The sequence below is a fragment of the Amycolatopsis sp. cmx-8-4 genome (genome assembly GCF_046548675.1).
GTDB lineage: Bacteria > Actinomycetota > Actinomycetes > Mycobacteriales > Pseudonocardiaceae > Amycolatopsis.
Genome location: NZ_JAEBDZ010000003.1, coordinates 1 through 20,177, shown reverse-complemented (window position 1 = coordinate 20,177; position 20,177 = coordinate 1). Strand labels below are relative to the sequence as shown.

Below are 20,177 nucleotides of genomic sequence, written 5' to 3'. Positions count from 1 at the left end.
TTGACAGGTTGATAATTAAGCGTTCCCGGCAGCGTAGGTCAAGATGGGGGCGTGAGCACGCCGCGTCCCGACATCGCCGCGCCGCACTGGCTCGTCCAGCTGCTGCGGAGCAAGCCGGTCCCGGTGCCCTGGAACATGGTCGCCCGGGCCGTGCTCGCCCTCGCCGTCCCGCTGGCCGTGGGCTTCGCGGCGGGCGACATCGCCGTCGGCGCCCTGATCTCGACCGGCGCCCTGCCCGCCGTGCTGTCCGAGTCCGCCGGCCCGTACCGCTACCGCGCGCGCCGCCTGGGCGGCGCGACGCTCGCCGCGACCGCCGGGTACGTCGTCGGCCTGCTGACCGGCGGCACGCCGGCGCTGTCCGTGCCCGCGGTGATCCTGGTCGCCGCGGTGTCCGCGCTGATCAGCGCGGCCGGCAGCAACGCCTCGGTCGCCGGGCTGCAGATGTTCGTGTTCTGCGTGCTCGGCACCGGCCAGCACGCGACCGGTGTGCGCGTCGAGGTCCTGCTCGGCTACTTCTGCGTCGGCGCCGCGTGGAGCCTGCTGGTCGCGCTCGTCACCTGGACGGTCCGCGCGACCAGCGCCGAACGCGGCGCCGTCGCGCACGTCTACGTCGAGCTGGCCGCGATGCTCTCGGCGACCGACGAAGCCGTCTCGCGGGTGGCCCGCCACCGGCTGACCACGACCATGAACACCGCCTACGACCAGCTGCTCACCGCGCGCTCGTGGCTGTCCGGCCGCGACGCCGCCTACCGGCAGCTGCTCAACCTGCTCTCGGCGACGACCCCCGCGGTCGAGGCGTCGGTGGCGCTGGTCAACGCCGGCCGCCGGGTGTCCGGCGACGTCATCGACCACTTCGTCGCGCTGTCGGCCGCGGTGCTGGCGAGCCAGCCGCTGCCGGAGGCGCCGCCGGAGCCCGACGACGACGCCGACCCGCTGCTGGCGGCGCTGTACGCCGGGCTGGTCCGGATCGGCAAGGGCGACGACCGGAAGCGCCGGGAGCAGGTCCCCTGGTACCGGCGCCTGCGCACGTGGGCGGGCTCGCTCGCGTCCGGCCCGCTGACCTGGATCGCCGCCCTGCGGCTGACGCTGTGCGTCGCGATCGCCGAGGTCGTCGGCCTGCTCGTGCCGCTGGAGCGGTCGTACTGGCTCACCCTGACCGTCGGCATCGTGCTGAAGCCGGACTTCGGCTCGGTGTTCGGCCGTGCGGTGCTGCGCGGGATCGGCACGGTCGTCGGCGTCGGGATCGGCGCCGCCGTGCTGGCCGCGGGCGGGCGCGGCTGGATCCTGGTGGCGCTGATCGCGATCTTCGCCGGCGGTGTCGCGGTCGGGAAGGTGCGCAACTACGGCATCCTCAGCGCGTTCGTCACGCCGTTGATCATCCTGCAGATGGATTTGGCGAACACCGCGAGCTGGAACGTCGTCGTGGCCCGGCTGGTCGACACGGTGCTGGGCTGCGTGATCGTGCTCGTCTTCGGGTACCTGCTGTGGCCGGGCAGCCGTCGCCCCCAGGTCGGCGGCCGGCTGGCCGACGGGCTGGACGCCGTCGCGAAGTACGTCGAGTGCGCGCTGGTCGAGGCGTCGTCAGGTGACGCGCGGCTGGCGCGGTCCCGGGCCCGGCGCGGCGCGTACCGGGCCCTGGCCGACCTGCGGACGGCGTTCCAGCAGGTCGTCGTCGAGCCGTCCGCCAACGGCCGCCAGGCGGTGGCGTGGTGGCCGGTGATCGCCGCGCAGGAACGCGTCGCGGACGCCGTCACCGAGGTCGGCGTCACGATCGGGCGGGGCGTGCCACCCCCGGCCCCGGCCGACGTCGAGCTGATCACCACCGCGATCGAGGAGCTGGCGGCGTCGATCCGCGAGCAGCGGGCGCCGGCATCGGTGCCGCTGCCCGACAGCGAGCAGCTGGCCGGCGTGGTCGATCAGCTGGAGTCGGCGTTCGACGCGGTGCGCGGGCCGGACCTGGTCGAACACACGCCGTTGCGGCTGGTCAGGCGGTTTTTGCCCTACCACAGGCGTACGTGACACGAGTGCTGTTCAATGCACTCATGGGAATCGACTTCGACGCGTTGAAGGGCAAGGCCGAAGACGCCTTGCGGGAGCACAACGACAAGATCGAGCAGGGCCTCGACAAGGCGGCCGACTTCGCGAAGTCGAAGTTCGCCGGCCACGACTCGCAGATCGACGGCGGCGTCGAGAAGGCGAAGGACTTCCTCAACAAGTTCGACAACACCCCGGACAACCCGCCGCCCGCCCCGCCGACCCAGCCGTAGTCCTGAAAGCCGTGAAGGACTCCTTCCCGGCTCTTAAGGCCGGTAAGGAGTCCTTCACGGCTTTTACTGGACTTCGCCGGTCGCGACGCCGTCCGCGAGGCCGGTGATCCGGCCGCCGCGCTCGCCGAGCGCGATCAGGCCGTCCCGCGCGTCCGGGGCGGCCAGGCTGATCCGCACGCCGGCCCGCTCGGCGTCCAAGCCGGCCGCAAGCGCTTGCGCGCCTTCGTGCCCGGCGTTGATCGTCGCCGCCAGGCCGCCGGTCGAGGCCAGCGAACCGCGCGCGGCGCCGAGCCGGCCGAGGGCTTCGTCGACGATCGGGAGCAGCGCGTCCCGGTTGCCCTCGGTCATCGCGCGCACGAGGTGCGGGTTCGACCCGGCGACGCGCGTCCCGTCGCGGTAGGAGCCGGCCGCGAGCGACATCGCCAGCGGACCGCCTTCGGCGCCGATGGTGGCGAGGATCGCGGCGAGCAGGTGCGGCAGGTGGGAGATCCGCGCGACGGCTTCGTCGTGCGACTCCGCGGGCAGCGGCACGACGTGCGCGCCGAGGTCGAGCACCAGCTGCGCCACCTCGGCCCAGGCTTCGAGGTCCGTGTCGTCTTCGACGCCGACCACCCACGCGGCGCCCCGGAACAGCGCGGCGTCGCTGGCGAGCCAGCCCGAGTGGGACGTCCCGGCCATCGGGTGCCCGCCGACGTAGCGCGTGTACGGCACCCGGCGGCGGACGGCGTCGAGCACCGGCGCCTTGACGCTGGTGACGTCGGTGAGCAGGCAGTGCGACGCGTGCTGGGCGACCAGGCGCAGCAGGTCTTCGACGGCCGGCAGCGGCACGGCCAGCACGACCAGCGCGTCGTCGGCGGCGGCCCGGTGCAGCGCGGCCTCGACGTCGGTGGTGACGTCGAACCCCGCTCTGCTCGCCGCGTCGGCGTCCACTTCGGAAACCGCCGCTCCCCACGCCGTGCGGCCGCTCGCGGCCGCCGCGCGCAGCAGCGAACCGCCGATCAGCCCGAGCCCGATCACGCATACGTCTCGCACGGGGTTCATCCTGCCAGTGCCGGACGCCTCCCGGGCTACAGCGCGGCCGCGAGCCGCGTGCCCTGGTCGATCGCGCGTTTCGCGTCGAGTTCGGCGGCGACGTCGGCGCCGCCGATCAGGTGCACCGGCCGCCCGTGGTCCCGCAGCTCGTCAGCCAGTGCGCGCACGGGCTCCTGACCGGCGCAGACGACGACCGTGTCGACTTCCAGCAGCCGCGCTTCGCCGGCCACGGTGATGTGCAGACCGGCCTCGTCGATGCGGTCGTAGGTGACGCCGGGGATCCGTTCGACACCCTTCGCCTTCAGCGCGGCGCGGTGCACCCAGCCGGACGTCTTGCCGAGCCCGGAACCGATCCCGGACTTCTTGCGCTGCAGCAGGTAGACCTGCCGCGGCGACGGCTCGGGCTTCGGCTCGGCGAGCCCGCCGGGCGCGTGCTCGGGATCGGTGACGCCCCATTCGGTCATCCACGCGTCGAGGTCGAGCGCGGGGGAGCCGAGGTGCGTGAGGAACTCGCTGACGTCGACGCCGATTCCGCCCGCGCCGATCACCGCGACCCGGTCGCCGACCGGCTTCCCGTGCCGGACGACATCGACGTAGGACAGCACCTTCGGGTGATCGATGCCGGGCAGCGACGGCACCCGCGGCGCGACACCGGTGGCCACCACGACCTCGTCGAAGTCACTCAGGTCCGCCGCGGTGACCCGCGTGCCGAGGTGCAGCTTCACGCCGGTCACCTCGAGCCGCCGCTGGTAGTAGCGGATCGTCTCGGCGAACTCCTCCTTGCCGGGGATCTTCCGCGCGATGCCGAACTGGCCGCCGATCTCGTCGTCCGCCTCGAACAGTTCGACGCGGTGGCCGCGCTCGGCGAGCGCGGTGGCGGACGACAGCCCGGCGGGCCCGGCGCCGACGACGGCGATGTGCTTGACGCGCCGCGTCGGGGCGAGCGTCAACGTCGTCTCGTGGCCCGCGCGCGGGTTCACCATGCAGGACACGAGCTTGCGCTTGAAGGCGTGGTCGAGGCAGGCCTGGTTGCAGGCGATGCAGGTGTTGATCTCGTCCTCGCGGCCGCTCTCGGCCTTCCGGATCCACTCCGGGTCGGCGAGGAACGGCCGGGCCATCGACACCAGATCGGCGTCGCCACGGGCCAGGGCCTCCTCGGCGACCTGCGGCATGTTGATCCGGTTCGACGTCACCACCGGGATCCCGACGTGCGGCTTGAGCTTCCCGGTGACCCAGGTGAACGCGGCGCGCGGCACCGACGTGACGATCGTCGGCACGCGGGCCTCGTGCCAGCCGATGCCGGTGTTGATGATCGTCGCCCCGGCGGCTTCGACGTCCTTCGCGAGCGCGACGACGTCCTCCCAGGGCTGGCCGCCGGGCACCAGGTCCAGCATCGAAAGCCGGTAGATGATGACGAAGTCGTCGCCGACCTTCTCGCGCGTCCGGCGCACGATCTCGACGGCGAACCGGCGGCGCTTCTCGGCCGTGCCGCCCCAGGCGTCGGTGCGCTTGTTGGTGCGCTCGGCCAGGAACTGGTTGATCAGGTAGCCCTCGGAGCCCATGATCTCGACGCCGTCGTAGCCCGCTTCGCGCGCGAGAGCGGCGCAGTCGGCGAAGGCGCGGATCTGCTGACGTACGCCGTAGCCGGTCAGCGCGCGTGGCCGGAACGGGTTGATCGGCGCCTTGCGGCTCGACGCGGAGACGCTCAGCGGGTGGTAGGCGTAGCGGCCCGCGTGCAGGATCTGCAGCGCGATCTTGCCGCCGGCCTCGTGCACCGGCGCGGTGAGCTGCCGGTGCTCGCGCGCCTCGGCGGCCGTCGTCAGCTTCGAGGCGAGCGGCAGCAGCCAGCCGGTGCGGTTCGGCGCGAACCCGCCGGTGACGATCAGCCCGACCCCACCGCGGGCGCGCTCGGCGTAGTACTCGGCCAGCTCGGGGAAGTGCGCGGCCTTGTCTTCCAGGCCGGTGTGCATCGACCCCATGATCACGCGGTTGCGCAACGTCGTGAAGCCGAGGTCCAGCGGAGCCAGCAAGTTCGGGTAGTCGGTCATCACGCGTCCTTCTCGTGGTGGAGAGCAGCGAGAACTTCGTCGAACCACTCGACCTGGCCCTCCTCGACGCGGATGCCGCCGCGCAGGACCAGGTACTGGTGCAGGTGCCTGCCTTCGAGACCGGCCGGAGCGGGGAAGTCGCGCTTCTCGATCTGGCGGTAGACGTCGAGGCGTTCGGCGTGCGCGGCACGGTGCCGGACGATCTCCGCGGCGACGGCGCCGGGATCCCCGAAGCTCGCGCCGCGGATCTTCACCGCGAGTTCGACGGGCCCGGCCGACGGGTCCGGTTCGCCCAGCCAGCGGACGAGTTCGGCGCGTCCGCCTTCGCCGACCGTGTAGACCTTCTTGTCCGGCCGCCCGGACTGCGCGACGACGTCGACAGCCACCCAGCCGGCCTCTTCCATCCGCTTCAGCACGCGGTAGATCTGCTGGTGGGTGGCGCTCCAGAAGAGCCCGATCGACTTCTCGAACCGGCGCGTCAGCTCGTAGCCCGAGCCGGCGCGCTCGGACAGCGAAACGAGGATCGCGTGCTCCAGTGCCATCCCCCGAGGGTGCTATGCAACGAGTTGCAGTGCAACGAGGTGCCCGTCACTTCACTCACCCGGGTGAGGCGCAGCGTTGTTCACAAAACGGGTCGACGAATCTGCGTAAAAGACCAGGATGGGAGGAGTGCACCCGGTACTCGAACTGATCTCCGAACGGCTGGCGACCGGCAGTGTCCCGGGCGAACGCACCGACGGCCGGCGCCTCGCGCTGGCCATCGAGGGCGGAAGCAGCCGCGGCACCTACTCGAGCGGCATGGTCCTGGCGCTGGACGAACTGGGCGTCACGCCCGCGTTCGACGCCGTCTACGGCTCGTCGGCCGGCGCGCTGAACGGCGCCTGGCTGCTCTGCGGCCGCTCCTCGACCGGCGTGCGGACCTGGTGGAACCCGGTCGTCATGCGGCGGATCATCAACCCGCTGCACACCCTGCGCGGCCGCGCGGTGATCGACCTCGAATACCTCGTCCACCAGGTCTATTCGGTGCTGGAGCCGATGGACTTCCCGGCGATCCTGGCCAACCCGGTGACGTTCCACCCGCTGGCCACCGACGCCGACACCGGCGAGTCCACCGACCTGCACCCGTTCATCGACGACGTCGACGCGATCAAGGTCGCGCTCGCGGCGTCGTCCTGCATGCCGGTGCTGGCCGGGCCGCCGATCCCGATGGCCGGGCGCCGGTTCGTCGACGCCGGGGTGGCCGAGCCGATCCCGTTCCGCACCGCACTCGCCCAGGACGCCACGGATGTGCTGGTGCTGCGCACCCGTCGCATGGACGAGCTGCCGGTCCGGCCGCCGCGGGTGCAGGACGTCGTCGTGCCGCGGTTCCTGCGCCGCCAAGCGCCGGGCACGATCACCGCCTGGCACGACACCTACCGCCGCGACGTCGAGGACGAGGAGATCCTCGCGACCGACCCGCGCATCCTCAGCGTCCGGCCGCCGATGGGCGCACCGGACGTGGCGGTGCTGGAACGCGATCCCGAGGTGCTGCGCAAGGCCGTCGACCTGGGCCAGAGCGCGGTCCTCGACGTCCTGGAGGGCCTGCGCGAAGCGTCCTAGACGCGTACGGCGTGATTGGCGCGGGACTGGACGACCAGCCGCTGCGTGCCCAGCGAAACGGCCAGGTAGAGCAGGATCGACGCGCTGCCCAGGCCCTTCGCGCTGCTGTCGATCAGCGCGTCGAGTCCGATGTGGACACCGATCCCGGCCAGCCACAGCACGATCGTGAGCCAGGTGCCCTGGCGGAACAGCTGCCCGTCCTGGCGCCAGAGCCGCACGGTGTACCCGCGGACCACGCCGAACCCCGCGGCCAGCAAGAGGCTTCCCACGAGCAGCCCGATCACCAGGCGCGACGACGACGCGGACTTGAAGAACGCGCTCAGCTGGAGCATCCCGAGCACCAGCAGGATCAGCAGCACGGTCGGCTTGCGATCCTCCCGGACCGGGCGCTTCTGCGTCTGGCGCCACAGGATCCAGGCCACGACGACGAGTCCGATGAGGATGTTGACCGAGCTGTTCACGAGCGTCCCTTCCGCGGTGCGTGGACACCACGGTGCTCGCGCCGGCGCCCCGGAGCGTCAACCCGGGGGTGGAAGCCGGGTGGATCAGGGCTTGCGGGCGATGCCGCCGATCACCCGCGACTCGGACGGCGAACCGGCGAACACGGTCTGGTCGTCCGGGTGCCACGCCGGCGCGTAGACGAGCCCGGGCGCCAGCATCGGCCAGCCGCCGAAGAAGCGCTCGAACTCGGCCATCGGCCGCAGGAACCCCGGGTTGGTCGTGGTCTCGTAGTACTCGAGCAGGTCGATCAGGGCCTGCCGCTCGTCGTCGTTGACCGGGTTCTCGTTGGTCATCTGCGACAGCACCAGCAGCGACCCGGGGGCGAGCTTCCGGCGGTAGAAGGCGAGCAGCCGGTCGGGGTTCCGGTCGTCCTTGATGAAGTGCATGACGGCGTTGATCACCAGCGCGATCGGCTGCCGCACGTCGATGATGGCCGAGGCGGCCACCCGCTCCCAGAGGTCTTCGGGCTGCAGGAAGTCCGCCGCGATCGCGTGGTGGCGTTCCGGGTCGGCGGTGTCGGCGAGCAGCAGCGTCGAGTGCGCGAGCGCGATGGGCTCGTTGTCGATGTAGAGCACGCGGGTGTCGAGCTCGTCGCGCGTCTCGTCGGCGACTTCGTGCACGTTGCCCGCCGTCGGCAGCCCGGAGCCGATGTCGACGAACTGGCGGATGCCGGCGCGCACGCACTCGCGCACGGCGCGGCCGAGGAACTGGCGGCTGGTCAGGCAGTAATCGCCCATCAGCGGCAGCCGGGCGCGGACCTTCTCGGCGAACGCGCGGTCGATCGCGTAGTTCGTGCTCCCGCCGATGAAGTAGTCGTAGATCCGGGCGGCGGAGGGCCGGTCGAGACTGCTCTCGACGGCTTTGAGCGCGTCGTCGTGGTTGATCATTCGCGTCCCCTGCCTGCTTCGTGGCCCATGCTAACCACCGAAGCGGACGCGTTGATCACGCCGGGGACAACGCCTCCCGATAGGCGTTCACGGACGCCGTCAAACGGTCGAGTTCGCCGCGCATCCGGGCGAGTCCGGCTTCGTCGAGGCCCATCGCGTCGCCGATCACGTCCGGGACGCCGACGGCCTTGTCGCGCAGCGCCTTCCCGGCGTCGCTGAGGCTGACCATGACCGCGCGCTCGTCGTCGGTCTGCCGGTTGCGCAGCACGAGACCGGCCGCGTGCAGCCGCTTGAGTAGCGGCGACAGCGTGCCGGAGTCGAGGTTCAGCTCGGCGCCGAGCTCCTTGACCAGGCGGTCGTCCTGCTCCCAGAGCGCCAGCATCACGAGGTACTGGGGGTAGGTCAGGTCGAGCTCCGCGAGGACGACCCGGTACAGCGACGTCACCGCGCGGGACGCCGAGTACAGGCCGAAGCAGAGCTGGTCGTCCAGCCGCAGTGAGCCGTTCTCCGTCATGGCGGCCTCCTCTCTCGTAACTCTCCATGGTCCCCGATCGGGTGGTGAGTGGCAACTTAAGTGCCCCTGATCTCATTGAGCAATATTAAGTTGTGCACAACTCAGTTGGGAGCTACCTTTATGGCATCAGCTTGCTCCACCCGCCCCGAGGAGGCAGAGATGACCGCCAATCCGCACCACATCGCTCTGGAACCGGCCGCACAGGCGTTCGCCGAGGCCACCGACCAGCCGCCGTACCTGTTCCAGCTGCCGCCGGAGGAGGGGCGCAAGGCCGTCGACGGCGTGCAGGACGGCGAGATCGCCATGGCCGACGCCGAGATCGAGGTGCTGACCGTGCCCGGCGGGCCGACCGGCGAGGTCGAGACCCGGATCGTCCGCCCCGCGGGTGTCGAGGGTCCGCTGCCGGTGATCGTCTACGTTCACGGCGCGGGCTGGGTCTTCGGTGACTTCCACACCCACCAGCGCCTGGTGCGCGAGCTGGCCGCCGGGACCGGCGCGGCCGTCGTCTTCCCGGAGTACGACCGCTCGCCGGAGGCGCGCTACCCGGTCGCCATCGAGCAGAGCTACGCCGTGGCGAAGTGGGTCGCCGAGCACGGGGCCGAGAAGGGGCTCGACACCACGCGCATCGCCGTCGCCGGCGACTCGGTCGGCGGGAACATGACCGCGGCGCTCACCATCCTCGCCAAGCAGCGCGGCGACGTCACCTTCTTGCAGCAGGTGCTGTTCTACCCGGTCACCGACGCGAACTTCGACACCGGGTCGTACACGGAGTTCGCCGAGGGCTACTTCCTCGCCCGCGAGGGCATGAAGTGGTTCTGGGACCAGTACACGACGGACCCGGCCCAGCGCGCGGAGATCACCGCGTCCCCGCTGCGCGCGTCCCTCGAGGAGCTCGCCGGGCTGCCGCCGGCCCTCGTGATCACCGGCGAGGCGGACGTCCTTCGCGACGAAGGCGAGGCGTACGCGGCGAAGCTGCGTCAGGCCGGCGTGCCCGTCACGGCCGTGCGGTACCAGGGGATCATCCACGACTTCGTGATGGTGAACTCGATGCGCGAGACGCACGCCGCCGAAGGCGCGATCACGCAGGCGATCTCCGTGCTGTCGCGGGCTTTCGCGAAGTGAATTCCTGAGAGAGCGCTGAGTGGCCAACGCGTTGCGGCCCTATGACGGAACTCACAGGGCCGCAACGCAGGTGGTGGGTCAAACGTGCTATATACGCGAGTCCCGTAATCCGGGCGCGCGATTTGCCCGCCTGGAAGGACCCGTCCCATGCACCTGAGCAGCATCCGGCTGGACTCGCCGGTCAACATGATCATCGTGGTCGTGCTGACGCTGCTCGCGATCATCGCGGTGCCGTGGTTCTGGGACCGCTGGAAGCGCAAGCGGCTGTGGCGCAGCGCGACGATCCTGCTCGCGGTCGTCCTCCTGGTCGTCTCCACCGGCATGGCGGGCAACATGATCGGCGGGTTCTTCCCGACGGTCGGCTCGCTGCTCGGCACCGGCGTCTACTCCGCGCCGGGCACCGACGCCGAGGCGGCGCAGAACGGCGAGGACCTCGAGAAGCTGCGGGACACCGCGGTGGCGCACGCCCGTGAGGGCAAGGGCACGGTCGTCCACATGAAGGTGACCGGGCGCCGGACCAAGATCACCCGCGACGTCACCGTCTACCTGCCGCCGCAGTACTTCGACGCGGGCTTCAAGGAGCTCAAGTTCCCGGTGGTCGAGTGGATCCCGAACTACCCGTCCGGCCCCGAGGTCGTCACCGCCGGCTACCACCTGCCGGAGCAGCTGGACGCGGCGATCGGCAAGCGCGTGCTGCCCCCGACCGTGGTGATCGTGCCGGACCCGACCGGCGTCCCGAAGGTCGGCCACGACACCGAATGCGTCGACGAGGTCAACGGCACCGCGAACGACACGTACCTGACCGCGGACCTGCGGGACTGGGCGCTGCAGAAGCTCGGCGCGGCGCCGGACCGCCGGGCCTGGACGATCGCGGGCTGGTCGTCCGGCGGGTACTGCGCGATGAACCTCGTGACCCGGCACCCGCAGTGGTACGGACAGGCGGTCAGTGTCAGCGGGTACGACAAGGCGCAGGTCGACTCCGAGACCGAGGACCTCTTCCACGGCCGGCAGGACATCAACGACGCCAACAACGTCCGGCTGAACGTGCGCCTGCACCCGTCGCCGGTGGACATCCTGGCCATCGCGGGCGACAAGGAGAGCTACGAAAGCTTTGCGATCGACCAGATCCGTAACGCGGCCCGGCCGCCACTGCGGTTTTCGTCGTGGCGGATCCCGGATGCCGGGCACAACATGAACACCTTCAAGTCCCAGATCCCCGACGTCCTCGCGTGGATCGGCGCGCACAGCACGGCTCCCGGCCCGGTCGGCCGACAGGTCGAGACCACCGGCGGCGTGCAGCCCTGGCCGCTGCCGCGTTCGGGCGCGCACGGCGCGCTCGCCGACACCGACCAGTAGCCGTTCATCGTCCATTGAGGACGGTCCGGCGATTTCCGACATCGTTGTCATCGGTGTGGTGCCAGTGATCGGACGTCTGGGGGTTTTCGCCTCGTTTCGCGCACAGTGGTCGCGGGGTACCTGGGTGCGGTGACAGTCGTCACCACATGCTGGGAAGGACTGGAGTCATGGCTCACGCGAAAGGCGCACGCATCCGGGTTCGCGGCCTGCAGCCGGCGCAGGTACTGGCCGGACTGGCCGGGATCGCGTTCATCATCGTCGGCATCATCGGATTCACCAGGACGGGCGTCGGGAACTTCGCCGGTCACCACGACGCCGGGTTGTGGCGGTTCTCCGGCAATCCCCTGACCAGCCTCGTCCGCGTCGTCACCGGCGTGGTCGGCCTGCTGCTCGCGTTCGGTTCGGGCCGCGCCCGGACGTTCGGCTGGCTGCTGTTCATCGGTTACGGCGCCCTGTTCGTGTGGGGCCTGATGATCGACGGCCTCATCTCGAACAACCCCTTCGCCAACGCCGGCAACCCGATGGACCTCGGCCCCGCCGACACCTGGCTGCACCTCGGTGTCGCCGCGCTCGGTCTGCTGATCGCCGTCCTGCCGGCCCGCCGCACCATTCTCGTGCCCGAGGAAGACGAGGTGGTCGACGAGCCGACCGTCGTCGAGCAGCGCACCGACCGTGTCGTCGACAACGACCGGGTGACCGAACGCGTCCCGGTTGTCGAGGGTTCCGCCGCCGACCGCGACCGCGTCGCCGTCGCGGACACCGAGGCGCCCCGTCGTCGTCGGCCGTTCCTGCGTCGTGACCGCAACGAGCAAGGCCCGGAAGTCGCTCGTGAAGAGCGTCCGCCGGGCCTCGCGCACTAGATCAGTGGGTTCGGGTGGTCAGTAGCTGTAGCCACCCGAGTCGCTGGAGCTGCTGCTCCCCGTACCGCCGCTGCTGGCCGGAGCCTGGCTGGTGGCGGCGGTCGCGGGGTTGGTGCCGAGCTTGCAGCCGGCGGGCTCGATGACGAACCAGGTGCCGTTGACGCCCATGCCGTTCGCGTCGCCCGGCTTCAGGTCCTTCGAGAAGGTGTAGACGGGCCAGCCGCCGATGGTGACCTGCTCGGTGCCGTCCGCGCGCTTGATGCTGCCGAGCAGCTTCGAGTCGATGCCCTGCAGTTCGACCTTGCCGTTGGAGAGCACCGGCGGCCAGGTCTTCTGGCAGTCGCCGTTGCAGGCGGACGTCTTGGCCTTCTTGGTGTCCTTGGTGAACAGGTAGAGCGTCATGCCGTTCTGGTCGGTGATCGCGTCGCCGAGGCCGTCGATCTTGGTGGCGCTGAGCTTCACGACGCCGGCTTCGGTCCCGGTTCCGGTCGCGGCCTGCTGGCCGGCCTTGCCACCCTTGGCGTTCGAGGCGTACCAGGCGCCACCGACACCCTGGCCGGTCGCGTCACCGGCCTTGGCGTCCTTGGCGTAGCGGTAGAGCGCCCACCCGCCGACGGTGATCTGCTCGGTCCCGTCGGTCCGGGTCACCTTCCCGACGAGGCTCTTGTCGACGCCTTGGACCTGCACGTCCCCGGTGGCCAGCATCGGCGGCCAGGCCTTGGCGCAGTCACCGTCGCAATTGGACTTCGGCGGCTTGGCCGTGTCCTTGTCGAACCGGTAGAGGGTCATGCCGTTCTGGTCGGTCAGTACCTGTCCCACAGCGGCGACATCGGCGACGACGAGTTTCGACTCGTTCGACGCCGGGGCCGCGTTGCCCAGCTGGCCGCCGCCGGTGCCACCAGCCGCCGCCGGAGCGATGACGGGCTGTGCGGTTTCGGCGCCCGAGCAAGCGGTGAGCACTGCCAGCCCGGCTGCCGCAGCGGCGACGGAGACGGCGATGCGCGTGCGAAGCATGGAAGTTCTCCTTGTGTCCGTTGGGATTGTCCGCCGCTCGGTGCGGCTGCCTGATACCCACTACACGGACACTCCGCGGAGGCGGTTCAAAGTATTTTCGCGAACCTTCCGACGCAGGTCGGGACCATGAGCCCGCCCGCGCGGCCGAGTGCGGTCCTCTACTACGCGTCGCGGCCCGCGGCTGTGTCTGCCGTTGTGGCCGCGGCCTTGTCTGCCGCGTGGCCAGCTGCTTCGCCCGTCGCGGTGCCCGCCGTTGTGGCCGCTGCTTCGCCGGCCGCGTCACCCAGGGCCCGGTCGACCAGCGTGGCCGCCGCGCCGGTGTAACCGGCCGGGTCGAGGAGGCCGTCGAGCGCCGCCGGGGTGAGCACACCGGTGATCGCGGGCAGCTCGTCCAGCACGTCGCGCAACGGCCGGTCCTCACGAACCGCGCGCTGGGACGCCTCGCCGAGCAACTCCTTGGCCGTCGCCTTCCCGAGCAGCGGCGCAAGCACGGCCGACAGTCGTTCGGAGACGATCAGCCCATGCGTCGAGGCCAGATTGACCCGCATCCGATCCGGCTGCACGGTCAACCCACGCGCCAGTTCGACGGCCGTGTACGCAGCACCCCCGGTCAGCCGCAGACACTCCCGGACGAGCTGCCACTCGGCATGCCAAACCCCGGCCGAACGCTCATCCTCGGCCAGCATCGACTGCGTGACCCCCGCGGCCAGCACGGGCACCTGCAGCGCGGCGGAGCGGATCAACGTCGCCAGCACGGGGTTGCGCTTGTGCGGCATCGCGGAAGACCCACCCCGCCCAGCTGCGGCCGGCTCAGCGACTTCGCCCAGCTCGGTCCGAGTAAGCGTCTCGACGTCGACCGCCAGCTTCCCCAGCGCACCGGCCGTGAAGGCCAGCGCACCGGCGAGGTCCACGACGGGCGTCCGCAGCGAGTGCCAGGGCAGCACGGGTGCGGCCAACCCGGTCTCCTCGGCGAAGGCCGCAGTCAGCCGCTCCGCATACCCACCGTCGGCCGCGCTGACGCCCGCAGGCTTGGTGCCCGCAGCACCGGCGCCAGCAGACCCGCCCTCCGCAGGCACAGTGCCCGGCAACTCCGCGTCAGCACGCACAGCGTCGGCGTGCCCGCGGTCGGACCGCCCGGCGCCAGCCCGCTCGGCGTCGGCGAGACGCGAGTACTCGACGTACGCCGCCAGCGTCCCGGCCGCGCCACCCAGGGAGACCGGCAGCCCGCCGTCCAGTACGCGCCGGACTCGGGCCGCCGCGTCCAGCACCAGCCGGCGCCAGCCCGCGGCCTTGAGCCCGAACGTCGTCGGCACGGCGTGCGCGGTCAGCGTCCGGCCGGCCATGACCGTGTCCCGGTGCGCGCGGGCCAGGTCGGCCAGCGCTTCCGCCGTGGCGTCGAGGTCGTCGGCGAGCGGTCGCAGCGTCCGGTCGGCGACCAGCATCATCGCGGTGTCGAAGATGTCCTGGCTGGTCGAGCCCCGGTGCACGTACTCGGCGGCGTCGGGCGCGCTCGCGCCGACGGCCGACGTCAGCGCCTTGACCAGCCCGACGACCGGGTTCGCGGTCGCCCGCGACCCCCGCGCCAGCTCGACGGCGTCGATCCGCGCGCTGCCCGCCGCCTCGGTGATCGCATGCGCGGCCGCCGGGGGCACGGTGCCGAGCCGGGCCTGCGCTCTCGCCAGCGCCGCTTCGGCGTCGAGCATGGCGCGCAGCCAGGCTTCATCACCGGTCGACGTCTCGGCCGGAGTCCCGGCCCGCACCGGAGACAGCAGCCCGGAATCGGGGTCGACGGTCATAGTGCCAGCATCGCACGCATCCGGCCTCCCGCCCGGCCGAGCAGTCACCCGACGGCGCGACCGTGCCTCGTCTCGCTGGGCCCGGTCAGCCGAGGCCGCGAGCGGGCTCACCGAGGCGAGTCAGTCGAAGAACGCAGGCATGCCTCACCAGACAGGCATCCGGAAGCGCAACGGTGGCTCGCCGAGCGCGTCGGCCGACCTCCGCCGCTGTCACCCGGTCGCGTCTGGCACGCTCTCCGTCCATGAGTGACGCCACATCCGGCGAAGACACCGCCGCCGCATCCGAGGAACGGTTGTTCGCCGCCGAGCGGCTCGTCTTCTTCTCCGACGCCGTCGTGGCCATCGCCATCACCCTGCTCGCGCTCGAGCTGCCGCTGCCGGAGGGCATCACCGGCACCGAGTTGCTGCGCTCACTCGGCGATCACAAGTCCGAATACGTCTCCTTCCTGATCAGTTTCGCCGTCATCGGCGGCCACTGGCGTGCCCACCATCGCCTGTTCGAGCACGTCACCACGGTGAACGCCGGCCTGATCAGGATCAGCTTCAGCTGGCTGCTGATGCAGGTGATCATGCCCTTCGCCACGAAGGTGATCGGCGAAGACGGCGCGTTCGAATTCCGCTTCGTCTTCTACGCCGTCGTGCAGGTCATCGCGATGACCGCGTTCCTCCTGATGGTCTGGCAGATCCAGCGTCACCACCTGTACCGCACGGACACCCCGCCGGAGCTCTTCGGCAGGACTTACCGCGGGTCCGGCGTGATGATCGCCGCCTTCGCCGTGTCGATCCCGGTCGCTTTCTTCACGCAGTGGGCCTACGCCTGCTGGATCGTCGTTCCGCTCGTCTCCGGTCTCCTCCTTCGGTCCCGCAAAGCCTGATCACTCGCCCGTCACGCCGTCGACCCGTTCGCGGATCAAGTCGGCTTGTCCACAGTGGCGCGCGTACTCGCCGACCATCCGCAACATCAGCCAGCGCAAGGTGAACGGCGTGCCGGTGCTGATCCGGGTGCCGGTCGAGTCCACTGTGCTCGCCGCGACGATCGCCCGTGACCGCTCGCATTCGGCGTGCCACAAAGCAAACGCCTCTTCGACGCCGCCATCCAGCACGGTGAACTCGAAGTCCGGGTCGTCGTCGGAGGTGTAGAGGTTCGGGACGTCCTCGCCCGCGAACTGGATCCGGAACCACCACCGTTCGACGGCGGTGAGGTGCCGCAGCAGCCCGTGCAGGGACAGCGTCGACGGCGATACCGAGCGCTCCGACAACTGCGCTGGAGCCAGGCCGGCGCACTTCAGCTCGAACGTGCGCCGGTAGTAGTCGACGGTCTCGGTCAGGGCCTGCAGCTCGCCCGCGACCTGGGTCAGCTCCGCTCGCTCGCCGGTGAGCCGCGGGCCGTAGACGATGTGTTCGGTCATGTGCGGAGCGTGCCAGAGGGGTACGACAATTTCGCTTCGCGGCGGCGGCCGGTGACCGGGCAACGGCCGATAAGCCCAGTTCAGACACGGTTTCGCGGACCCGGTAACGAATCTTCGGGAGCGGCGATCTGATCTTCGTCACCTGCTGCGCGGTACCAGTCCCCACCGGTCGGAGCGGCACCCTTCGGTTCGGAAACAGGAGAACAAACTATGGAGCGAACCGGTCGAAGAGCCGCCGTTCTGGCCGCGCTGGCCGCGGCGGTCCTGCTGGCGGCACCCGCGGTCGCGTCCGCGGCCCCGCCCGCCAGCGCGATCGACGTCAGCGACACGAATCTCCACGCCGGCGACACGTTCACGGTCACGGAGCAGATCTACAACCCGACCGACTTCACGGTCACCGGGGCGAAAGCGGCGGTCTACACCAAGGAAACGCCGATCGTCGACCTGGTGGACCTGGTGTCGTGCACCGGTTCGATCGCGCCGTGCGGGCCGTACTTCAGCAGCTTCCGCGGCGGTGTCGGTGACCTGGGCCCGGGTGAGAGCGGGTCGGTGACGTTCACCTTCAAGGTCAAGGACGACGCCATCGGCGGCCAGTTCACGCTGCAGCACCAGTTCGCGGGCGACAACTACGCGTTCGGCGTCGAGGACGGCCCGGCCGTCACGATCACGGCGGCGCCGAAGGCCGACGTCAAGGTCGCGCTGACGGCCACCCCGCGCATCGGCGTGTTCGCTCGCGTCGACTACGTGGTGACGGCCTCGAACACCGGCCCGGCCTCGGCGACCGGCGTCCGCGTGACGGTCAACCCGGGTGCGAACCGCGCGGTCATCTCGACGACCGGCTGCACCAAGACCGGCGCGACGCTCAGCTGCGCGATCGGCACCCTGGCCCCGGGCGCCTCGGCGACGGCCAAGTTCACGTCCGAGGGCGGCATCCTCGCCTGGGGCGCGTTCACGGCCACGGCCCAGCGCGCGGCGAGCACCCCGGCCGACCCGAACACGGCCAACGACACGGCGTCGAAGAAGTGCACGGCGTACACGGGTCTGTACGTGACGTGCTGATCCGTCCATAAGGGAGCGTCAGAGCGCGAAGTCCGCCGTGCGGCCCCGGTGCCGCACGGCGGACGCGGTCTCCTCGACGCTGTGCTCAGAGGTGTCCAGCACGAACCGCTCGAGCTCACCCAGCGCGGCGAACGCGCCGTGCATCCCCTTGATGGGCTCGGCCTCGGTGAGCTCCCGGCCTTCACGGGCGGTCCCGCGCGCGAGGGTCACTTCCAGACTCGGTCGCAGCACGACGTAGAACAGGTCCAGACCGTCCCGCTCGACGGCGTCGCGGAACGGCTGAAGAGCCCACGGCCCGACGACGCCGTCGAGGACGACGTCATAACCCCCACGGGCGTAGCCACAGGCGGCGTCGGCGAGCACGCCGAGCACGACCTCGTTCTGCCGCGCGGCGCCGGGCAGGTACGGCGGCACGAACCCGGTCCGGATCCAGACGTAGAAGCTGTCGGTGTGCAGGTGGACGGTCGGCCGCGCCGCCCCCGCGGCGACCAACTGGGCCACGGTGGACTTCCCGGCCCCGGGCGGCCCGGTGAGGATCAGCAGCGAACCGGCGTCGTCAGGCATGGACGCCATCATGGGCACCGCCGCCGGCCAAGACCGGTCTTGACCTTCCCGGCGGCCTGATCCACCCGCGGAGGGCCGCCGCGCAGGTCCCGGCTAAGCTGGTAGCGCGGGCCGTTAGCTCAATTGGTAGAGCTGCGGACTTTTAATCCGTAGGTTCTGGGTTCGAGCCCCAGGCGGCCCACTGTTGATCATGCGTCTGAACTGCGGAAACGTTCGATTTGACGATCTTTTCGCAGGTCGGGTGGATCTGTGTGGCCCGCTGTGTGGCCGAGGTCACGGGTTCCGGTGATCAGATTGGCCTGCGCGCACATGTCGGCACCCGGATGTTCGATCTGGCGGTAGCGGTCGTTTTATGTTGCTGCTGCGGGGAAATCGTCGTTGCGGCGATGGGCGGTCGGCGCCCTCTGGGCGTGGTTTCCGCGTCTGTGTTCGTCGGGCGTGGTGTGTCCGTGGGTGAGGCCCGGCGGTGCCGGAGCGGTTCGGCACGGCGCGCGTAACGGAGACGCGTCGGAGCCCCCTGGTGCTGGGCCGCCACCACCGTGTGACCGCGTTTCCCCAGCTCAGGGTCGATGTTTTGGTGCTTGTTGAAGGGGTGAACGTGCGGACTTACCGTCCGAGGGTCAGGTTTCCCGCACTAGCTGGCACTGGGCGGCACGTTCCGACACTCGGTGGCACTGCCCGCTACGCGTCGGCAGTGGAGCGGGAGCCGGGCCCGGTGCAGACGGCCGGACGGTGCCGCGAACAGGGACGTTCCGATCTTCTCGGCGGCCTGGTGGCGCGTGCTGGGATAGAGGGAGACGTAGTAGTCGGCGGTGAAGGACATCGAGGCGTGTCCGAGCATCTCCTGGATGCTCTTGAGGTCGTTGCCGGCGGCTAGGGACAGTGAGGCCGCGCCGTGACGGAGGTCGTGTAGCCGGATCGGCGGCAGGTTCGTGCGCTCGACCAGCAGGTCCTCGAACTCATGGGTGAACAGATCGCGCCGGCAGGGCATCCCGCTGGGTGTGGTGAACAGGTACCGCTCTCCGCTTGGTCCTGCAGGGAGTCCGGCAGCGCCGCACCAAGCCGGCGGTGACATGGTCAAGAGCGATGGTCCGTGTGCTGCGGCGGCTCTTCAATTTTCCGTCATCGTCCTCCTGCTCCTCGGGGTCCGGCCCGGTGATGACGAACAGCTCGTTGTGTCGCAGGTCCACGTCGACCTCGCGCAAGGCGGCGGCTTCGCCGCGGCGCAGGCCGGTGACGGCCACGAGGTGGTAGTACAGGTAGCGCTTGTGTCCGGTTATGGCGTTGAGGAACTCGATCGTCTGTTCTCGCGTCCACACGGACACTGGTCCTGGACGCCATCCGGTTGACCGCCAGCGTGCCACTCGTTCCTCGGTCCACACATACGGCCGTGGCGGCGCCGCTTCCGGGAGCTCGATCTCCCGACCTCGTGCCGGGTTGTGCGCCAGCAGCCCGAGACCGACCGCGGTGGTCAGGGCAGAACTCAACGTCGCCCGGACGCGCGTCACCGTCGACGGCGCCAGCTGTCCATACGGGGACCCGCTCCCGGCCGCGATCGCAGTGAACGCCTTCTGCACGTCGCTCACGCCGAGTGTCACCAACGGCAGCTCGCCCAGCTGTGGAATCAGGTATGTAAGGACATGCTGCCGGTAGGACCGGCGCGTCCTGGGACGCAGCCGGACGGTGCGGATCCAGTGCTCCAGCCAGTGACCGGTCGTCAGCCCGATGCCCTTGGCCGTCGCCGCGACTTGTTGCCGGGCGGCTCTCGCGGCCTCCTCCGAGGCGTAGCCACCGCGACGCGCCCGCGAACGAGACCCGTCCGGAGCACGCAACCCTTCGACCACAAACCACCACGACCCATGCCTCGGCTCACCCAACCGGTGGCAACGCGCACCCAGCTGCCTCCCCGTCACCGGACACCGGCACCCACATCGCTTGAACACTCCATCACCCGATGTCATGGTCATACACCTCATTCACAAGACGACCCGTTACTGCGCCCTCGCAGGCCGCTGTGGCGGTGGGGTCTATCCCGTGATCGGTGTTTCCGGCGTTGTTGATCAGTAGGTCTCGGCTCCCGGCCAGCGGTCACCGAACGTGATGGCGAACGCGTTGATCACTGGCTTCCACCGCATCGTCCACCGGGCGC

The 20,177-nt window shown here is 70.4% G+C and carries 20 protein-coding genes and 1 tRNA gene; 9 read left to right on the top strand and 12 right to left on the bottom strand.

The window, feature by feature from the left end:
* Nucleotides 1-51 precede the first annotated feature (51 nt).
* Both ACLJQZ_RS06120 and ACLJQZ_RS06115 read left to right on the top strand, forming a co-directional pair.
* A complete protein-coding gene (locus ACLJQZ_RS06120) occupies nt 52-2,019 on the top strand; it encodes an FUSC family protein (protein ID WP_410619095.1) in 1,968 nt (655 codons plus the stop codon).
* Between the two features lie 23 nt (nt 2,020-2,042).
* On the top strand, nt 2,043-2,267 hold the full coding sequence (locus ACLJQZ_RS06115) for an antitoxin (protein ID WP_410619093.1): 225 nt from the start codon (nt 2,043-2,045) through the stop codon (nt 2,265-2,267).
* 63 nt (nt 2,268-2,330) lie between these two features.
* Here the strand turns inward: ACLJQZ_RS06115 and ACLJQZ_RS06110 are convergent, their stop codons facing one another.
* Genes ACLJQZ_RS06110 through ACLJQZ_RS06100 form a run of 3 tightly spaced genes read right to left on the bottom strand, consistent with a single transcriptional unit; the run spans nt 2,331 to nt 5,889 of the window.
* Nucleotides 2,331-3,308, bottom strand: coding sequence for a prephenate dehydrogenase (locus ACLJQZ_RS06110; protein ID WP_326945709.1), 978 nt, complete (start codon nt 3,306-3,308; stop codon nt 2,331-2,333).
* A 26-nt stretch (nt 3,309-3,334) separates the two neighbouring features.
* Entirely contained in the window at nt 3,335-5,347 is a 2,013-nt protein-coding gene (locus ACLJQZ_RS06105; protein ID WP_410619092.1) for an FAD-dependent oxidoreductase, read from the bottom strand.
* A complete protein-coding gene (locus ACLJQZ_RS06100; protein ID WP_410619091.1) occupies nt 5,347-5,889 on the bottom strand; it encodes a PadR family transcriptional regulator in 543 nt (180 codons plus the stop codon). Before ACLJQZ_RS06100 ends, ACLJQZ_RS06105 begins: the two co-directional genes overlap by 1 nt.
* Nucleotides 5,890-6,016: 127 nt before the next feature.
* Between ACLJQZ_RS06100 and ACLJQZ_RS06095 the strand changes: the two genes are divergently transcribed.
* Nucleotides 6,017-6,946, top strand: coding sequence for a patatin family protein (locus ACLJQZ_RS06095; protein WP_410619090.1), 930 nt, complete (start codon nt 6,017-6,019; stop codon nt 6,944-6,946).
* On the opposite strand, the gene ACLJQZ_RS06090 is transcribed toward ACLJQZ_RS06095, so the two are convergent.
* The 3 genes from ACLJQZ_RS06090 to ACLJQZ_RS06080 form a co-directional block, all read right to left on the bottom strand.
* Nucleotides 6,943-7,407 carry a hypothetical protein gene (locus ACLJQZ_RS06090; protein WP_410619089.1) on the bottom strand — a complete coding sequence of 155 codons (465 nt, stop codon included), beginning with the start codon at nt 7,405-7,407 and terminating at the stop codon, nt 6,943-6,945. The two genes, ACLJQZ_RS06095 and ACLJQZ_RS06090, sit on opposite strands and share 4 nt — an antisense overlap.
* Nucleotides 7,408-7,491: 84 nt before the next feature.
* A complete protein-coding gene (locus ACLJQZ_RS06085; protein ID WP_410619087.1) occupies nt 7,492-8,334 on the bottom strand; it encodes an SAM-dependent methyltransferase in 843 nt (280 codons plus the stop codon).
* A gap of 55 nt (nt 8,335-8,389) precedes the next feature.
* Complete coding sequence (locus ACLJQZ_RS06080) at nt 8,390-8,848, bottom strand: MarR family winged helix-turn-helix transcriptional regulator (RefSeq protein WP_410619086.1); 459 nt, start codon at nt 8,846-8,848, stop codon at nt 8,390-8,392.
* 159 nt (nt 8,849-9,007) lie between these two features.
* Here ACLJQZ_RS06080 and ACLJQZ_RS06075 point away from each other — a divergent pair, with 159 nt between their 5' ends.
* From ACLJQZ_RS06075 to ACLJQZ_RS06065, 3 genes are all read left to right on the top strand, one after another.
* Nucleotides 9,008-9,970: an alpha/beta hydrolase gene (locus ACLJQZ_RS06075; protein WP_410619085.1), complete on the top strand. Its 963-nt coding sequence runs from the start codon at nt 9,008-9,010 to the stop codon at nt 9,968-9,970.
* Between the two features lie 147 nt (nt 9,971-10,117).
* On the top strand, nt 10,118-11,326 hold the full coding sequence (locus ACLJQZ_RS06070; protein ID WP_410619084.1) for an alpha/beta hydrolase: 1,209 nt from the start codon (nt 10,118-10,120) through the stop codon (nt 11,324-11,326).
* Nucleotides 11,327-11,493: 167 nt separating this feature from the next.
* Entirely contained in the window at nt 11,494-12,186 is a 693-nt protein-coding gene (locus ACLJQZ_RS06065; RefSeq protein ID WP_410619083.1) for a DUF4383 domain-containing protein, read from the top strand.
* 18 nt (nt 12,187-12,204) lie between these two features.
* On the opposite strand, the gene ACLJQZ_RS06060 is transcribed toward ACLJQZ_RS06065, so the two are convergent.
* Both ACLJQZ_RS06060 and ACLJQZ_RS06055 read right to left on the bottom strand, forming a co-directional pair.
* A complete protein-coding gene (locus ACLJQZ_RS06060; protein WP_247060090.1) occupies nt 12,205-13,200 on the bottom strand; it encodes an SCO0930 family lipoprotein in 996 nt (331 codons plus the stop codon).
* A gap of 161 nt (nt 13,201-13,361) precedes the next feature.
* The gene (locus tag ACLJQZ_RS06055) at nt 13,362-14,996 is read right to left on the bottom strand and encodes an adenylosuccinate lyase family protein (protein ID WP_410619082.1); all 1,635 of its coding nucleotides are present in this window, start codon (nt 14,994-14,996) and stop codon (nt 13,362-13,364) included.
* A gap of 242 nt (nt 14,997-15,238) precedes the next feature.
* Here ACLJQZ_RS06055 and ACLJQZ_RS06050 point away from each other — a divergent pair, with 242 nt between their 5' ends.
* Nucleotides 15,239-15,871 (top strand): TMEM175 family protein, encoded by a 633-nt coding sequence (locus tag ACLJQZ_RS06050; RefSeq protein WP_410619081.1) that lies wholly within the window; start codon nt 15,239-15,241, stop codon nt 15,869-15,871.
* Here ACLJQZ_RS06050 and ACLJQZ_RS06045 read toward each other — a convergent pair whose 3' ends face one another.
* Nucleotides 15,872-16,405 carry a DinB family protein gene (locus ACLJQZ_RS06045; RefSeq protein WP_410619080.1) on the bottom strand — a complete coding sequence of 178 codons (534 nt, stop codon included), beginning with the start codon at nt 16,403-16,405 and terminating at the stop codon, nt 15,872-15,874.
* A gap of 210 nt (nt 16,406-16,615) precedes the next feature.
* On the opposite strand from ACLJQZ_RS06045, the gene ACLJQZ_RS06040 reads away from it, so the two are divergent.
* Nucleotides 16,616-17,464: a hypothetical protein gene (locus ACLJQZ_RS06040; protein WP_410619078.1), complete on the top strand. Its 849-nt coding sequence runs from the start codon at nt 16,616-16,618 to the stop codon at nt 17,462-17,464.
* A gap of 18 nt (nt 17,465-17,482) precedes the next feature.
* Here ACLJQZ_RS06040 and ACLJQZ_RS06035 read toward each other — a convergent pair whose 3' ends face one another.
* Complete coding sequence (locus ACLJQZ_RS06035; protein WP_410619077.1) at nt 17,483-18,028, bottom strand: AAA family ATPase; 546 nt, start codon at nt 18,026-18,028, stop codon at nt 17,483-17,485.
* A gap of 108 nt (nt 18,029-18,136) precedes the next feature.
* Between ACLJQZ_RS06035 and ACLJQZ_RS06030 the strand changes: the two genes are divergently transcribed.
* Nucleotides 18,137-18,209 (top strand) — tRNA-Lys (locus ACLJQZ_RS06030).
* Between the two features lie 453 nt (nt 18,210-18,662).
* On the opposite strand, the gene ACLJQZ_RS06025 is transcribed toward ACLJQZ_RS06030, so the two are convergent.
* Together ACLJQZ_RS06025 and ACLJQZ_RS06020 are read right to left on the bottom strand one after the other, a co-directional pair.
* The gene (locus ACLJQZ_RS06025) at nt 18,663-19,019 is read right to left on the bottom strand and encodes a tyrosine-type recombinase/integrase (protein ID WP_410619076.1); all 357 of its coding nucleotides are present in this window, start codon (nt 19,017-19,019) and stop codon (nt 18,663-18,665) included.
* Nucleotides 18,988-19,872 (bottom strand): hypothetical protein, encoded by an 885-nt coding sequence (locus ACLJQZ_RS06020; RefSeq protein WP_410619075.1) that lies wholly within the window; start codon nt 19,870-19,872, stop codon nt 18,988-18,990. The genes ACLJQZ_RS06025 and ACLJQZ_RS06020 overlap by 32 nt, the downstream gene beginning before the upstream one ends.
* Nucleotides 19,873-20,177: the final 305 nt, after the last annotated feature.

Coding starts and splice junctions, on each gene's coding strand:
- ACLJQZ_RS06115 (WP_410619093.1), top strand. CDS start 2,043: ATGGGAATCGACTTCGACGCGTTGAAGGGCAAGGCCGAAGACGCCTTG.
- ACLJQZ_RS06110 (WP_326945709.1), bottom strand. CDS start 3,308: ATGAACCCCGTGCGAGACGTATGCGTGATCGGGCTCGGGCTGATCGGC.
- ACLJQZ_RS06105 (WP_410619092.1), bottom strand. CDS start 5,347: ATGACCGACTACCCGAACTTGCTGGCTCCGCTGGACCTCGGCTTCACG.
- ACLJQZ_RS06100 (WP_410619091.1), bottom strand. CDS start 5,889: ATGGCACTGGAGCACGCGATCCTCGTTTCGCTGTCCGAGCGCGCCGGC.
- ACLJQZ_RS06085 (WP_410619087.1), bottom strand. CDS start 8,334: ATGATCAACCACGACGACGCGCTCAAAGCCGTCGAGAGCAGTCTCGAC.
- ACLJQZ_RS06080 (WP_410619086.1), bottom strand. CDS start 8,848: ATGACGGAGAACGGCTCACTGCGGCTGGACGACCAGCTCTGCTTCGGC.
- ACLJQZ_RS06075 (WP_410619085.1), top strand. CDS start 9,008: ATGACCGCCAATCCGCACCACATCGCTCTGGAACCGGCCGCACAGGCG.
- ACLJQZ_RS06070 (WP_410619084.1), top strand. CDS start 10,118: ATGCACCTGAGCAGCATCCGGCTGGACTCGCCGGTCAACATGATCATC.
- ACLJQZ_RS06065 (WP_410619083.1), top strand. CDS start 11,494: ATGGCTCACGCGAAAGGCGCACGCATCCGGGTTCGCGGCCTGCAGCCG.
- ACLJQZ_RS06060 (WP_247060090.1), bottom strand. CDS start 13,200: ATGCTTCGCACGCGCATCGCCGTCTCCGTCGCCGCTGCGGCAGCCGGG.
- ACLJQZ_RS06055 (WP_410619082.1), bottom strand. CDS start 14,996: ATGACCGTCGACCCCGATTCCGGGCTGCTGTCTCCGGTGCGGGCCGGG.
- ACLJQZ_RS06050 (WP_410619081.1), top strand. CDS start 15,239: ATGAGTGACGCCACATCCGGCGAAGACACCGCCGCCGCATCCGAGGAA.
- ACLJQZ_RS06045 (WP_410619080.1), bottom strand. CDS start 16,405: ATGACCGAACACATCGTCTACGGCCCGCGGCTCACCGGCGAGCGAGCG.
- ACLJQZ_RS06040 (WP_410619078.1), top strand. CDS start 16,616: ATGGAGCGAACCGGTCGAAGAGCCGCCGTTCTGGCCGCGCTGGCCGCG.
- ACLJQZ_RS06035 (WP_410619077.1), bottom strand. CDS start 18,028: ATGCCTGACGACGCCGGTTCGCTGCTGATCCTCACCGGGCCGCCCGGG.
- ACLJQZ_RS06025 (WP_410619076.1), bottom strand. CDS start 19,019: ATGCCCTGCCGGCGCGATCTGTTCACCCATGAGTTCGAGGACCTGCTG.